The sequence below is a fragment of the Paenibacillus sp. tmac-D7 genome (assembly GCF_006519665.1).
In the GTDB taxonomy this organism is placed as follows: domain Bacteria; phylum Bacillota; class Bacilli; order Paenibacillales; family NBRC-103111; genus Paenibacillus_G; species Paenibacillus_G validus.
Map to the genome: position 1 here is coordinate 1 of NZ_VIDW01000045.1, position 14625 is coordinate 14625.

Below are 14625 nucleotides of genomic sequence, written 5' to 3' on the forward strand. Positions count from 1 at the left end.
TAACAACCCGTTTCCCGCCATAGACAATCGCTTCGCCAAACTTGACGACAGCAGCCCCTGCCACTTCGCCGGTTGCCGGTCGCGCGGGCGGCGTTCCGTATGCCGATTCCGCCCTGCCCGCGGCAGGCGGCGCCGTGAAGCCCGACGCACCGTTCGCTTCACGCCAAGACGTCGCGGCCGCGCGGCGGCTTTCTTCGAAGCTTCGCTCCGGAATGTCCGGACGCCCCGCATTCCCTGCTTCCACCGCGTTCTCCGCCCGGTTTCCCGCCTGCTCCGCAGCGGTAGAGGCCGCTTGCGGGCGGTACAGCTCAAGCTGCTCTTGAATCACCGCTTCACGCGGCTTCTTCACCGCTCCCGCCTGCGGGATCAAGCGCTGCTGAGCCAAGACGCCGCGCGCCTCCCGCTCGACGAACTGCATCAGCTCCTGCTCCTTGCTGAAGCGCACCTCCAGCTTGGCCGGATGCACATTCACGTCGATGAGCGTCGGGTCCATTTGCAGATGCAGCACGGCAACCGGGAAGCGGTTGATCGGCAGCAGCGTGTGATAACCCTGCAATAGAGCCTGCGCAAGCGTGTAGTTGCGGATGTACCGGCCGTTGATGACCGTCGAGATGCCGCCGCGGTTCGCGCGGGTCATCTCCGGCTTCGAGATGAAGCCGACGAGCTTGTAATCGAGCGTTTCGCCCTCGATCTTCAGCATCGTGCGCGCTACCGCCGTGCCGTAAATGGCCGCGATAGCGTTCAGAAGGTCGCCGTTGCCGAGCGTTTGCAGCAGCGTGTTACCGTTATGCTTCAGCGTAAATGCAATGCCCGGATGCGCCAGCGCCAGCCGGTACATATAATCCGTCACATGGCCGAGCTCGGTTTGAATCGTCTTCATATACTTCAACCGGGCGGGTGTATTGTAGAACAGCTCCCGCACCGTAATATCCGTCCCCCGCGGGGCGGCGTGATCGGTCTTGCTCACCAGCTTTCCGCCTTCGATGACGAGCCGCGTGCCGAGTCCGGTCGTATCCGCGCTCGTCAGCAGCTCGATCTTCGCGACGGCGGCGATACTGGGCAGTGCCTCGCCACGAAAGCCAAGCGTTCGGATCTCGAATAAATCCTGGGCTTTCGCTATCTTGCTCGTGGCGTGGCGGAGGAAAGCCGTCTCGCCATCCTCCGGGTCCATGCCGGAGCCGTTATCCGCGACGCGGATCAAACTGAGGCCGCCCTCTTCAATCGTCACGTCAATCCGGGTGCCGCCGGCGTCAATCGCGTTCTCGACCAATTCCTTCACAACCGACGAAGGACGCTCGACCACTTCGCCGGCAGCGATCTGGTTGGCGATATGCTCGTCTAGAATGTTTATTTTTCCCATGACCGAGGCTCCTTAACCCTCTATCTCACTTGCTTGTGCTCAGCTTCAGCGTCTGTCCGTTGTCGCTCCACTCTAGCGAAGAGAACGCCTCAGCCGCCTTCGCGGCGCTGACATAGCTTGTTCCTTCGCGAAGCAGCACGTCCCCGTCCGCAGGCGTATACGAGGTTTGGCCGTCCGCTGAAGTAATCTGCACCGAACGGGACGCTTCGTTCCATTCCACCTTGGCGCCAAGGAGGGCGGCCAGAACGCGGGATGGTACGTACGTTTGTCCGTTCTCGCGGACGACTTTGAACGTATCCACCACGTCTAATCCGTTCACGGACATACTGATTCGTTTCAATTCCAGCGTAATCGATTGAAGACCCGCGGTGCGGAGCGCCGTCAGCAGCTCCGGCACTTCTCCGCCTTCCACCTTCACGTCCGGCTCCAAGCCGACGCCGTTCACTTTGCGCAGCTTTGGCGTCAAATACTCCTCGACCGTCACCTTTAAAGCGCCGCCGGATTGAAGCGGAACCACCTCTTGTACACTGCCTTTGCCGTATGTTTTCGTTCCTATCACCGTAATCGCCTTGTAATCCTGCAGCGCCCCCGTCAACACCTCCGAAGCGCTGGCGCTGTTGCCGTTGACGAGAAAATAGACCGGGAACGGCTGCGTCTCGCCGCCCGAGAAGGTCACCGGTTCGTCGGTATTATTGCGGTTTTTCGTATGAATCAGCGTACCTTCCTTGACGAACAGTCTTGCCAGTTGCTGCGCCGTTTCCAGCAGGCCTCCCGGATTGTCGCGCAGATCGACAACCAGGCTCTTCAGCTCGCCGGGGGCCTGCAGCCCATCCAGGAACAACGCCGTCATCTCGTCGGCATCGCTGGAAAAGCTCAATATACGAACGTAGCCCACGCCCTGGAATCGGTTGGCGATCACGACCGGAACTTGAATCCGTTCGCGCTTCACGGTCAATTCCGATGTCGCGCCGTCGCGTACGATTTGCAGCTTCACCTCGGTGCCCGGCTCGCCCATGATTTTGGCCGTCGCCTTGTTCAAAGGAACGCCGACAGCCGATTGCCCGTCAATCCCGACGATCACGTCGCCGATCCGAATGCCCGCCGCTTGCGCAGGCCCCTCGAACACTTGGGCGATGTAGATGCCGTCGGGCTGCTCGCTGACGCGAACGCCGATCCCGACATATTGATTAGCTATGGAGGATTCGAATTCGGTCAATTGCTCCGCCGTAAAGTACTGCGTATAAGGATCGTTCAAAGATTCGACCATCGCCTTGATCGCGGCATCGGACAGCTTCTTGGCGTCCGGCGCGCTGACATGGTTTTGTTCAAGCAAACTCAGTACTTCCTTCGCGCGGTCGGCCGCGCTCAAACTCTCTGCCGCTGCGAGCGCAGGCTGGGTTGCAGGGACTAGTAGAGATAACGCGAGTACGGAGCTGACGGCATGACGCCACAGTTTGCCTTTATGCTTGATGTTCATCGGAATTCCTCTTCTCTTCGGAATGGTTTAGTTGTTCGTCAGCTGCTTCTTCAATTCGTACAAAAAGTTCATCGCCGCCATCGGCGTCATATTCATTAAATCCGCGTGACGCAGCTGCTCGAGCACTTTGTCGGATTTCCCGGTTTTCTTCGCCGATTTATCAGTCTCCAGGGATTCGGCCGGGAACAAGCTCAACTGGATCGCCGGGCCGGCCGCCGCTTCCGGTGCTGCCGGCGCAAGTGCGGTCGGCGCAGACGCCTCCGGACTGGACTCGACGGCCTCTCGGACAAGCTCCGCTTGCGGCTTGCGGGAAACAGCGGTCGCAGCAGCTTCCTTGCCCGCCGTGCTCTCGGCATGCCCTTGCGCCAGCTCGGCGCGAGTCTCGAATGCGTTCAGCAGCTCGTACGAGCGCTCGATGATCGAGTTCGGCAGTCCGGCGATTTGCGCGCAATAGATGCCGTAGCTGGTGTCGGCGGCGCCGCGAATCAGCTTGCGCAGGAACGTCACGTTCTGTCCGCTCTCCTTCACCGCCATACAATAATTGCGTAAATCCCGAAGGCTCTCTTCGAGATGCGCGAGTTCATGGAAGTGGGTGGAGACGAGCGTCTTGCAGCCGATGTTGTCGTGCAGAAACTCGATGACGGCTTGCGCGATCGCCATCCCTTCGCCGGTCGACGTGCCGCGCCCAAGCTCGTCGATGATGACAAGGCTCCGCGAGGTCGCCTTCTCGGTCATGATCTGGATGTCCATCATCTCGACCATGAACGTGCTCTGGCCGCCGATCAAATCGTCCGCCGCCCCGATGCGTGTGAAAATCCGGTCGACGATCGGTACGACCGCCCGCTTCGCCGGCACGAAGCACCCGATCTGCGCCATCAGGCCGATCATCGCCACTTGGCGCATATAGGTGCTCTTCCCGGCCATATTCGGCCCGGTGATCAGCAGCATGCTGCCGCTCTCGCGCGTCAAGGCCGTATCGTTGGCGATGAAGACGCCGTCCTCCAGCACCGCCTCCACGACAGGATGGCGGCCCTCCTCGATCTCCAAGCCGTAAAACTCGCCGATCGTCGGGCGCGTATACCGCTGTGCGGCGCTGACGTGGGCGATCGACTGGTACACGTCGATCGTGGCGATCCGCTCGGCCAGCTGCTGCAGCCTCGACAATTGTCCGACCAGCCGGTCCCGCAGTTCCGTGAACAGGGCGTATTCGAGATCGATCATGCCCTCCTGGGCTTCCAGAATGAGCGCTTCCTTCTCCTTCAGCTCCGGCGTTACGAAGCGTTCCGCATTCGCCAACGTCTGTTTGCGCTCGTAACGGCCTTCCTCCAGCATCGACAAGTTCGATTTGGTCACTTCGATGAAATAACCGAACACTTTGTTAAAGCCGATTTTGAGCGATTTGATACCGGTGCGTTCCCGCTCGAGCCGCTCCAGCTCGGCAAGCCACTGCTTCCCGTTCGTGCTCGCCTCGCGCAGCTGGTCGAGCCGTGCGTTAACGCCCGCGCGGATCATCCCGCCGTCCCGGACGGAAACCGGCGGCTCGTCCTGGATCGTGTCGGCGATCCAGCTCATCAAGTCTTGGCAAGGATCGATGCCTTCCGCCAAAGCTTTCAGCGTCGCCGAACCGCTGCCCTCGCACAACTCACGCAGCCGGGGCACCTGCTCCAGCGACGCCCGCAGCGCAACCAGATCGCGTGCGTTCGCGCTGCCGTAGGCGATCCGGGCGGTCAATCGCTCCAGGTCATACACTTCCTTCAACGATTGCCTCAGATCGTCGCGCAGCATCAACTGGTTATACAAGCGGTCGACCGCTTCCAGCCGCTCTTCGATCAAGCTTGCGTTCATCAGCGGCTTTTCGATCCAGCGCTTCAACAAACGGCCGCCCATCGCGGTCACCGTCTTATCCAGCAGCCAGAGCAGCGACCCCTTCTTCGTCCGGTCCCGAACCGTTTCCACCAGCTCGAGATTTCGCCGGGTAAACGGGTCCATCACCATATATTGGTTCGGCTCATAGATGCGGATATGTTTGATGTGGCTGAGCGAACGTTTTTGCGTCTCCTGCAAGTAGCCCATCAGCACGGACAGCGCTTCTCTCCCGCCGTCCGGCAATGCGGCGAGCTGCTTGTCCGAGAAGTAGGCGGTAATCGGCTGAAGGCCCGCCGCCGCGAGGCTCTCTTCCGACCTGACCGTCATAACGGCCGTCCGCAGCATCGCTCCCGCGCCGCTTTGAATACGCTCCAGCACCTCCGCTGCGCCGAGCAGCTCAGAAGGGTTGTAGACGTTCAGCTCATCCATCAGCCGCTCGAAGGACCCGGTTAACCGGGTGACGTAAAGCTCGCCGGTCGAGATGTCGCAAGCTGCCAATGCAAAGCCTGCCGCGTCCGACTGAACCGCGGCTATGTAGTTGTTGCTCGTCTCGCTGAGCGAGCGGGCGTCCATCACCGTGCCCGGCGTGACGATCCGCACGATTTCCCGGCGCACGACCCCTTTCGCTTCCGCCGGATTCTCCACCTGCTCGCATATCGCGACCTTATACCCTTTCTCTACCAGCCGGGCAATATAGTTTTCTGCGGAATGATAGGGAACGCCGCACATCGGAATGCGTTCCTCCATGCCGCCTTCCCGGCCTGTCAACGTAATTTCCAGCTCGCGCGCAGCTAGTACCGCGTCTTCGAAAAACATTTCATAGAAATCGCCTAAACGAAAAAACAAAAAAGCGTCCTTGACCTCCGCTTTAATGGCAAGGTACTGCTCGATCATTGGCGTATATTTGGCCATACTCCATCCTCCACGCTCTACGCTTTACGGGGAGACGAAAGCGCGCGCACCTGCAGGCTGCAGCCGGACGCCGCGCTTCGCCTCGTAAGTTATCTATGATTATATCATGAAAAGATAGAGAACACCCGTTTCTTACGAGCGCGTCGTTATTTTCCACTTGGGCCTGATGTCTTCCCGTTCGTTCCAGGCCTTCATCTGCAGCATCATGCGCCATAGGGGCAGCAAATACGACTCGTGCTCCGCATACCCCGGCAGCTTCTCCATATCCCGCCACAAGCCGGGAACGAGCGGACGAATGCGCGCCTTGTCGCCGCGGTAGTACGCTTTCACCACCTCCGGTTCGCTCAGCGGCCGCTGCTTGAGCTGCGCGTAATGCTCGGCAATCAGCTTGGCGAGCGCCAGCACGCCTTTGGCGACGGACGGCGACACCATCCAGCTCGGCAGCACGCGATATTCGAAGCCGCCGTGCCGCTGCCGCCGGAAATCGCCGAGAAACCCGTACTGCGGCTTGCGCGCCGCCGTCGTCTCGCCCTCAACCAGCGTCAGCGGAAGGGCCAGGTAATTGTCCAGCGCGCGCAGTAGACGGACATCCAGCTCAACTCCGCTGAAATGAATATGCCCGCCGAGCGGAAAGCCGCGAACCGGCATGCCCCCCGCCACCCACGCGAGCTCCGGGTCGGTGATCCGCTTCGCCGCAAGCTGGAGCGTCCGGTGCAGATGAACGACCAGCTTGCGCACATCGGTGCTCGGCGCCGGACGCAGCTCGGCCAGCGGATATACTTTACGGCGGCTCGGCAGCACGATCGCGTCACAGCCGAACGGGCCGTCCTTGTCGACGAAGGCCGAGGCGAACTTCACTTTCCCTTGCGCATTCAGCAGCAGAAATTCAGGGTCTGCGCCCAGCATCGCCACGGCCGGAGGCTGCGCCTCGAGCTTCCCGATCCGTTCGTCGAAGCGGTTCATCGCGTCCGCGAACAGCTCCGCCAGCCGCGGCGTCAACGCCGGAACCGGTTCTACGCCGCGCACGGCGAGCGTTCCTGCCGGGCGCACCCCGATGCGCACGACGCCGTAGTCCAGTCCGAGCGCATAGATGCTTTTGACGGCTTCGCGTATCGCACGAACCGCATAAAACCCCCGCTGCTCGAGCCCGATCTCGCTGTAAGCCGTCTCCCGGCGGCTTGTCATCGGCTTGCCCGGTCCAGCCCCCGCGCCCGGATCCGCACTCGCGTCCGCCGCCCCACGGCGGCCCGCATAGAACACCCCGCTCGAACGGTGAAACAGCGTCAGCGCCTGCAAATCAAAGACGGGCACCACAAATTCGTGACTCCAGCGGATTTCCTCGCCCTCCGCTTGCGACTCCTCGTCCAAGAAGCAGTCGATGCCGTGCAGGCGGAGCGTATCGGACAGCCGCCGGGGCTGCAGCGCCGCCAATATGCTTTTTACAGGCTGCAGCGCCTCGGGATTGGTTCCTCCTGTATTCGGGTGATAAGCCCCCCAATGAATGATATACGCCGTGTCCTTCCGTTCGGCAGAAAGCCTCGCTCCGTGCGGAATTCGCAAGTTTTCCAGCAGCGGCTGCAGCTCCGGTTCATGGGAATGAAGCAAAAAGGCGGACATCGCGTCCCTCCCTCGCCGTTACGCACGGCTGGCCAGAATGTATTGCGGCGCCGCCTGCCCATTTTGCCGGCGAACGCCTCGGGAAACAAAAAAGAGGGCTGACGCCCTCTGCCGAAATGACTTCTCCCGGCATATACTGTAGCAAGATCAGTTCAATTCGTCGTCGAGCAGATCCGGATCCAAATCTTCAAAACCGCCGTCATCGGTGTCGAAATCCACATGCTTATCGTCGAAATCGTCAATGCCGTTCGGGCTTACCACCACGTAAACCTTCGTCTCTGCGATCATTTCGACCTTATACTCGCGCTCTACGCGGATCAGCACCGCAGATCCGTTGGATGAGATGCTGGCTTCCACGCAGTTTGGCTCCTGCGTGGCGGCAGCCAACACTTCGGCCGTCGATGGCTTATGTTTCTTATCCAGATAATGAAGCGGCACAACCTCAACATAGGAGACCGTTTCTTTCGCAACATCCGTTTTTGTATTCCGGTCATAAGAATACCAGATGTTGATATCGTAAGTACCTACCACCTCCACATTCTCCCCAGACTTCACCGCGTCGTATTGGTTGTTGATAATCCAAGCACCCAAAATACTGGTCGGAGCATGAGGCGGAGTGACCGTGTTGGTTACTTGCGAAAATTTACGTCCTTTGCCGCAGACAGCCTTCGTATAGATCTCTCTGACTTGCAAGTCTTTATCTAATGACATCCTTCTAACCTCCTCCATACAATCATTCATTACATTTGTATGCAGGACATTCGTCTAGTGTGATAACTTTTTTTGCAAATGTCAGAGGAGATTAGCAGGGACAAATGCCCCTTGTATTTAGACGCCTACCGGGCGTTTTTCTTTTTTGGCTACGTTTAAATAAACTTTCAGTTCTTCAACCAATTGAAGCAGCGCCGCCCGAATTTCGAATTCCTCTCTTGTCAGCGGAAGCGCCATGCCTTTGAACGATTGCTCAAGCTCGAACAAGTGCCGCTCGGTCCGGCCGGTATAATGCGGCATCAGGACATCCTCGCTTAAGGTTTCGAACACGGTCGCGAGCAGCTCGCCATGCGGCAGCGTCTGGTACACCCGCGCGACGTGCTCCGTCATTCTGCCGATCGCTTCAAGCTGCCGCTCCCTCATGTAGAAATATACGGTCCACTCCGCCCCTTCGAAAATCAACCGGTTATCGCTTTGCCGACGGGCCGCGTCAACCGCTTTATGCAGCAGCTCCTCGGCTTCGAGAAGCTCACGCCCGCTCCATACGTAGGTATTGTCCCGCAGATGACGGGAAAGCTCGATAAAAATTCGCGAGAACAGCTCTTCTACCTGCTTGCGATACTGGACAAGCTGGGTATGCTCTTTCGGCATATAGACGATATTGATCAGCGTCGCGGTGCCGAGACCGATCACCAGCAGCAGGACCTCGTTCACAATAAGCTCCAGGGTAACCGTCTTGGCCGCAAACACGTGAAACATCACGACCGAGCTGGACACGATGCCGTCCTTCAGCTTCAACCGGCTCAGCAGCGGATATAACGTAAGCACGTACAACCCGATGACCCACACCTGATAACCGAGCGTCCAGAACAAGGCCACGCTGAACAGCAGCGCAAAGACGGATGCCGCAATACGTTGAAGCGATAGCGCAATGCCCCGCTTCTTCGTCACCTCCACGCCCATGATGGCGAGCAATCCGGTTGACAAGGGCGAGCTAAGCCCCAAATATTGAGCGATATAAATCGATAGGATGACGGCAAGTGCCGTTTTGATGACGCGAATTCCCATATTACGGTGTCCACCTTACACAAGAGCCACAAAAGAGCCGCAAAGTCAATTTCCACCATCTTACTCTTTTTCCGGAACGCCGACAACCCGGAGATACCCGCTCAGACCGATCCCCGTCAATCGGCGCATGGAGGAAGCGCGTGAAAGGGCGGGCCGCCTCGCCGGCAGCCCGCCCTTCCTTGCGGTTTCTCCCCATCGCTCCTCACTGGCGCACCAGCTTTCCTTCCAAGTAGGAGACGGCCTGGTACATAAGCGTCGCCGCAATCGCGATGACCACGACACTGCCGATGACAAGCGTGAAATTGAATACCTGAAACCCGTAAATAATCAAATAGCCGAGCCCTTGCTTCGAGACGAGAAACTCTCCGACGATGACCCCGACCCAAGACAAACCGACGTTCACCTTCAGCGTGGACACAATCGTCGGGTACGATGCGGGAAGAATGACCTTCCGGAACACGGTGCTGCGGCTTGCGCCGAACAGCTGTACGACCTTCAACAGCTGCGGATCAACTTCCTTAAAGCTGTTATAGACGACCAAAATCGTGATAATAACGGTGATGGAAAGCGTCGTCGCGACGATGGACAACGCGCCTGGCCCAAGCGCGACAATGAACAGCGGGCCCAGCGCCACCTTAGGCAAGCTGTTCAGCACGACGATGTACGGATCGAGCACCCGCGACAGAAACGGAGAAAACCACAGCAGCGCGGCGATCGCCGTCCCGACCAGCGTACCGAGCACGAAGCCGACGATCGTCTCCCAGACCGTGACCCCGGTGTGCACAAGCAGCGAACCGTCGGCCGTCTTCTCAAGCAGCAGCGTCCCGATGCGGCTCGGCGAACTGAACAACAGCCCGTCGATCCACATCAGCCGGGCCGCTATTTCCCACATCAGCACGAACATCAGCAGCAGAGCGCCTTGCGTCAACCGGACAAATAGCGACTGCCGCTTTTCCCTTCGCAGGAACGTCTCATAAACCCGGGCAGCAAGCAAGTGCATGTCTTCCGCCCGTTCGTTTACCTCATGGCGTTCCATCCGCGCCGCCCCCTTTCCTCTCCACCTGCTCGAACATCGACCACAACCGCCGGAACAGCTCGTGAAAGCCTTCCTTCTCGCGGGCATGAAGCGGCTGCGCCTGACGAATCGGCTCCGGTACCGTCACATCGGCCAGTACACGCCCGGGATTGGGCTGCAGCACGATGATCCGGTCGCTCATCGCGATCGCCTCGGAAATATCATGGGTAACGAGAACGGCCGTTTTCCCCCGCGCCTTCAACGTGGTGACGATCAAATCTTCCAGCTGAAGCTTCGTCTGATAATCGAGCGCCGAGAACGGTTCGTCCAGCAGCAAAATATCTGGCTCCGTCGCCAACGTCCGTACAAGCGCCACACGCTGCCGCATCCCCCCAGACAGTTGATGCGGGAAGGCGTCGGCGAACTCTGCGAGTCCCATTTCCGCCAGAAGCTCCGTCACATATGCCTGCGACGCCTCGTCTTTCCTGCCCAGCAGCTCCAAGCCGAGGCAGACGTTCTCTTTAATGGTCCGCCACGGAAACAAATAATCGTGCTGCAGCATATACCCGACCCGCGGAGTCGGCCGCTTGATCAGCTCGCCCATGATACTCACACTGCCCGAAGTCGGCGTCAGCAAACCGCTGATCAGCGAAAGCAAGGTCGTTTTACCACAGCCGCTCGGTCCGATAATGCTGACGAACTCGCCCGGCTCGATACGGAGATCGATATGCTGCAGCGCGGCAAATGTGCCTTTCCGGTTGACGTACACTTGCGACACGCCGCTTATTTCAATAGAAGACGCCTTTGTCATACGATTCGGTGCCCTCCTTCTTATCATCTTGCAAAGAAAAGGCGAAAGCTGCCGTCCGCACACTTTCGCCGCCCCTTTGGTTACTTCACGGATTGCTTCGCTTTCTCGGCGAACGTATTATCGACTAACTGCCCGTGATCCGCCCGCTGCTTCAGTTCGCCTGCCGCTTCCATCACATCCTGCAGGTTGTTCCATTCCGCCTGGTCGACGATGCCGTCCGTTGCGAATGAACCTTGATCCTTATACCGTTTCACAACATCGCGGACAACCGCTTTGTCCGTATCCGGGAAGAAGGAAATAATCGCGTCGGCAATTTCGTCCGGGGTTGCCTGCTGCACCCAATTTTGCGCCTGCTGCACCGCATTCGCGAATTTCTGCACCGTAGCCGATTGCTTCGTCAAGTAGCTTTTCTTCGTCATGAATACGGTGTACGGCAGCTTGCCGCTTTCCACCCCGAAGGAGGCGATCACGTAGCCTTTGCCCTCCTTCTCGAACACGGTAGCTTGCGGCTCGAATAATTGTACGTAATCGCCGGTACCGGAAGCGAATGCGGCAGGAATGTTAGCAAAGTCGACGTTCTGAATCAGCGTCAAATCCGCATGCGGGTTAATGCCGTGCTTCTTCAGCGTAAACTCTCCCGCCATCTGCGGCATGCCGCCCTTGCGCTGGCCGAGGAACGTTACACCTTTCAGCTTGCTCCAATCAAACGCGCCTTCCAGCGGTTTGCGGGCGACGAGGAACGTGCCGTCCGTCTGGGTCAGCTGCGCGAAGTTAATGACCGGATCGGCGCTGCCCTGCTGATGGACATAGATCGAAGTCTCCGAGCCCACCAGGGCAACATCGATACCGTTCGAGAGCAGCGCGGTCATCGTTTTGTCGCCTCCCGCGGTCGTCGTCAGATCGATCTCCAGCCCCTGCTCCTTGAAAAATCCTTTATTCACCGCCACATATTGCGGTGCATAAAAGATGGAACGCGTCACCTCGCCCACCCGCACCTTAACCGGCCCCTCTTGCGTCTTTGGACCGCACCCGGTCAGCAGCGCCGTACCGGCGAGTACGAGCGTCAACGCCAAAGCCGCGGCCTTCATTCCGGATTTTAATTTCATAAGCAAGTCCCTCCCCTTCTGGTTTCGTATAATTGCAGCATATGCTTCCGCCTAGAGAAGGGTGCAGCGGCCCAACGCAAAAAAAGGAAGCTTCTCCCATTCGGTGAGAAGCTTCCGGTTTATGAACGCTATAGCTTATATATATCGCTGTACTTCGCACGCAAGTATTCCACTAAATAGGAAGGATTTAACTCCTCGCCGGTTACTTGCATGATGATTTCGGATGGCGTCAAGCTTTTGCCGTATTGATAAATTTTATCGGACAGCCACTCCTTGATCGGCAGCAGACGGCCTTCGGCTACAAGCGCGTCCGTTCCGCCAAGCTCGCGATCCAGCGTACGGGCGATTTGCGCCGCATACATGTTGCCCAGCGCGTACGACGGGAAGTAGCAGAATGCCCCGCCGGACCAGTGCACGTCCTGAAGCACGCCTTCACCGTTATGCGACGGAACGACGCCGAGATAGTCCCGGTACTTTTCGTTCCACACCTCCGGCAAATCGGACACGCGCACCGAACCGTCAAACAGCGCCTTCTCGATCTCATACCGCACCATGATGTGCAAGTTATATGTCAGCTCGTCAGCCTCGATCCGAATCAAAGACGGCTTCACCTCGTTCGTGGCGCGGTAGAACGCCTCCGCCTCGACCCTATCGAATTGACCCGGATAGTGCTGCTGCAAATCGCGGTAATACCGGCTCCAGAAGGCGCGGCTGCGGCCGATCGTATTCTCCCAGAAGCGCGACTGCGATTCGTGGATGCCCATGGAAGTACCGGTGCAAAGCGGCGTGCCTACCAGCTCCAGCGAGATGTTCTGCTCATACAACGCATGACCTCCCTCGTGGATGGTGCCGAACAGCGCGCTGTTCACATCGTCCGGCAAGTAACGCGTCGTAATACGGACGTCCCCCGGGTTCAAGCCGGTGGCGAACGGATGAACCGTTTCGTCGAGCCTTCCGGCCGCGAAATCATAGCCCATCTGTTCCAGAATGAACAAGCTGAATTTCTTTTGCTTCTCCTTATCGAACTGCTGCTTCAGGAAGCTCGTATCCGGTCGGTGCGGGGAAGCCTGAATGGCGGACAGCAGCGGCACGACCTGCTCGCGCAGCGCGCCGAACACTTGATCGAGCTTCGCCACGGTCATGCCCGGCTCGTACATGTCGAGCAGCGTGTTGTACTTATGCCCCTCATACCCCCACAGGTCGATAAATTCGTGATTCATCGCTACGATTTTCTCCAGATACGGCTGGAACGAAGCAAAATCGGCCTTATCCTTTGCTTCTTCCCAAGCGGCTTCCGCTTGCGAGGTCAGGACGACGTACTCTTGATATCGTTGCGGCGGTATTTTTTTGCTGCGGTCGAATTCTTTTTTGCATTCGCTTACGATTTTACGATCGGTCCGGCTTAATTGCCCGTGGTTGTCTTCCTGCAAGAAATAGTCGAGGAACGCGCCCATCTCGTCGGAAACCGACATCCGGAACAACTCGCCCGATAACTCTCCCACGACTTCGGAACGCTGAGCGATGCCTTTCTTAGGCGCACCGGTCCGCATATCCCAATAAATGAGGCCGATGGCTTCTTCATAGCTTTTCATTTTTTTCAGATACGATTTGAATAACGCCCACTTGGCATCCCTTTGCTCGTTTCCCACAGGTTTTCCCCTTCCTTATCATGGATTCTATACTCGATCATACTTTTTCTTGAAAAGAGAAGCAAATTCCGGCAAAATAAAGATCACTGCACATCATGAGGAGGCATTATCGATGCACATTACATTTTCCGAACAAGCCGCAGAGGCCGCGATGCAGAAGCTGGGAACGGATCGGCCCGGCCTAATGAAGCTCGCTTATGATAATGAAGGATGCGGTTGTGCCGTCAGTGGCGTGCCGACATTGTGGATTATAGAGAAACCGGAGCCGGGCGACTTTGAAGTGGACGGGCAGCCGTTCCCCTTATGGATGGACCGCAAGCACGAGGTGTTCTTCGAGGAACGCATGACGGTGGATTATACAAGCAAAGACCGCTGCTTCGTGTTGAAAAGCAGCGGCCAAATCTACAATGCATTTATGAAAATCATCGATAAGCGCGCCTGACTCAGCCTTCTTCGATGACGTCGAGCTTTCCGGTTGTCGGGTCGATCACGAGACCGTGAATCGGAATGTCCGGGACGAGCGGGTGATTGCGGATCATTTTCACGCTGCTGCGCACGCTCTCCCTCACGTCGTCGAACCCCCGCAGCCAGCGCTCCAGGTTCATCCCGGAGTACTCGATCGTTTGAATCGTCTCCTCTTTAATACCGTGATTGAGAAATTTTTGTTTGATTTTCTCCGGATTTACATTGCTCATCCCGCAATCGTAATGACCGATGACGAACACTTCTTCGGCTCCCAACTCATAGATGGCGACGATGATGCTGCGCATAATGCCGCCGAACGGCGAGGTGACGATGCCTCCCGCGGCCTTAATGATCTTAACGTCCCCGTTCTTGATGTTCATGCTGGCAGGCAGCAGCTCGAGCAATCGGGTGTCCATACAAGAGAGAATGACGAACTTCTTGTCCGGAAACTTCGACGTGATATAAGGCTCATACTTGCGCTGCTCGACAAAGCTTTGGTTATACTCCAAAATTTGCTTTAATGAATTGTTCATGAACTCTCCTCCTTCTCCACATGCTAGCTCTTCGA

The 14625-nt window shown here is 57.8% G+C and carries 12 protein-coding genes; 1 reads left to right on the top strand and 11 read right to left on the bottom strand.

The genetic code is table 11. From position 1 onward, the window contains the following. The 10 genes from mutL to FKP33_RS22150 all read right to left on the bottom strand — a co-directional run. Positions 1-1360 (bottom strand): DNA mismatch repair endonuclease MutL (gene mutL / locus FKP33_RS22105; protein WP_141336384.1); only part of this gene is annotated, 1360 nt, incomplete at its 3' end. A gap of 25 nt (positions 1361-1385) precedes the next feature. Next, entirely contained in the window at positions 1386-2837 is a 1452-nt protein-coding gene (locus FKP33_RS22110; RefSeq protein ID WP_141336385.1) for a S41 family peptidase, read from the bottom strand. Between the two features lie 27 nt (positions 2838-2864). Next, entirely contained in the window at positions 2865-5615 is a 2751-nt protein-coding gene (mutS, locus tag FKP33_RS22115) for a DNA mismatch repair protein MutS (protein ID WP_141336386.1), read from the bottom strand. Between the two features lie 132 nt (positions 5616-5747). Continuing rightward, positions 5748-7232: a putative amidoligase domain-containing protein gene (locus FKP33_RS22120; RefSeq protein ID WP_127610213.1), complete on the bottom strand. Its 1485-nt coding sequence runs from the start codon at positions 7230-7232 to the stop codon at positions 5748-5750. A gap of 147 nt (positions 7233-7379) precedes the next feature. Beyond that, positions 7380-7943, bottom strand: coding sequence for an outer spore coat protein CotE (locus tag FKP33_RS22125; protein ID WP_054797650.1), 564 nt, complete (start codon positions 7941-7943; stop codon positions 7380-7382). 117 nt (positions 7944-8060) lie between these two features. Then, positions 8061-9011 carry an aromatic acid exporter family protein gene (locus FKP33_RS22130; RefSeq protein ID WP_141336387.1) on the bottom strand — a complete coding sequence of 317 codons (951 nt, stop codon included), beginning with the start codon at positions 9009-9011 and terminating at the stop codon, positions 8061-8063. Between the two features lie 202 nt (positions 9012-9213). After that, positions 9214-10047 carry an ABC transporter permease gene (locus FKP33_RS22135; protein WP_054797649.1) on the bottom strand — a complete coding sequence of 278 codons (834 nt, stop codon included), beginning with the start codon at positions 10045-10047 and terminating at the stop codon, positions 9214-9216. Further along, positions 10034-10837 (bottom strand): ABC transporter ATP-binding protein, encoded by an 804-nt coding sequence (locus FKP33_RS22140; protein WP_054797648.1) that lies wholly within the window; start codon positions 10835-10837, stop codon positions 10034-10036. The genes FKP33_RS22135 and FKP33_RS22140 overlap by 14 nt, the downstream gene beginning before the upstream one ends. Positions 10838-10917: 80 nt before the next feature. Then, a complete protein-coding gene (locus tag FKP33_RS22145) occupies positions 10918-11943 on the bottom strand; it encodes an ABC transporter substrate-binding protein (protein ID WP_054797647.1) in 1026 nt (341 codons plus the stop codon). Positions 11944-12071: 128 nt separating this feature from the next. Then, positions 12072-13592, bottom strand: a complete 1521-nt coding sequence (locus tag FKP33_RS22150; RefSeq protein WP_258313526.1) for a carboxypeptidase M32 — start codon at positions 13590-13592, stop codon at positions 12072-12074. Between the two features lie 112 nt (positions 13593-13704). Here FKP33_RS22150 and FKP33_RS22155 point away from each other — a divergent pair, with 112 nt between their 5' ends. After that, entirely contained in the window at positions 13705-14034 is a 330-nt protein-coding gene (locus FKP33_RS22155; protein ID WP_054797646.1) for an iron-sulfur cluster biosynthesis family protein, read from the top strand. Between the two features lies 1 nt (position 14035). Here the strand turns inward: FKP33_RS22155 and FKP33_RS22160 are convergent, their stop codons facing one another. Next, positions 14036-14590 carry a beta-class carbonic anhydrase gene (locus tag FKP33_RS22160; protein WP_054797645.1) on the bottom strand — a complete coding sequence of 185 codons (555 nt, stop codon included), beginning with the start codon at positions 14588-14590 and terminating at the stop codon, positions 14036-14038. Between the last annotated feature and the right edge of the window lie 35 nt (positions 14591-14625).

Coding starts and splice junctions, on each gene's coding strand:
- FKP33_RS22110 (WP_141336385.1), bottom strand. CDS start 2,837: ATGAACATCAAGCATAAAGGCAAACTGTGGCGTCATGCCGTCAGCTCC.
- mutS (WP_141336386.1), bottom strand. CDS start 5,615: ATGGCCAAATATACGCCAATGATCGAGCAGTACCTTGCCATTAAAGCG.
- FKP33_RS22120 (WP_127610213.1), bottom strand. CDS start 7,232: ATGTCCGCCTTTTTGCTTCATTCCCATGAACCGGAGCTGCAGCCGCTG.
- FKP33_RS22125 (WP_054797650.1), bottom strand. CDS start 7,943: ATGTCATTAGATAAAGACTTGCAAGTCAGAGAGATCTATACGAAGGCT.
- FKP33_RS22130 (WP_141336387.1), bottom strand. CDS start 9,011: ATGGGAATTCGCGTCATCAAAACGGCACTTGCCGTCATCCTATCGATT.
- FKP33_RS22135 (WP_054797649.1), bottom strand. CDS start 10,047: ATGGAACGCCATGAGGTAAACGAACGGGCGGAAGACATGCACTTGCTT.
- FKP33_RS22140 (WP_054797648.1), bottom strand. CDS start 10,837: ATGACAAAGGCGTCTTCTATTGAAATAAGCGGCGTGTCGCAAGTGTAC.
- FKP33_RS22145 (WP_054797647.1), bottom strand. CDS start 11,943: ATGAAATTAAAATCCGGAATGAAGGCCGCGGCTTTGGCGTTGACGCTC.
- FKP33_RS22155 (WP_054797646.1), top strand. CDS start 13,705: ATGCACATTACATTTTCCGAACAAGCCGCAGAGGCCGCGATGCAGAAG.
- FKP33_RS22160 (WP_054797645.1), bottom strand. CDS start 14,590: ATGAACAATTCATTAAAGCAAATTTTGGAGTATAACCAAAGCTTTGTC.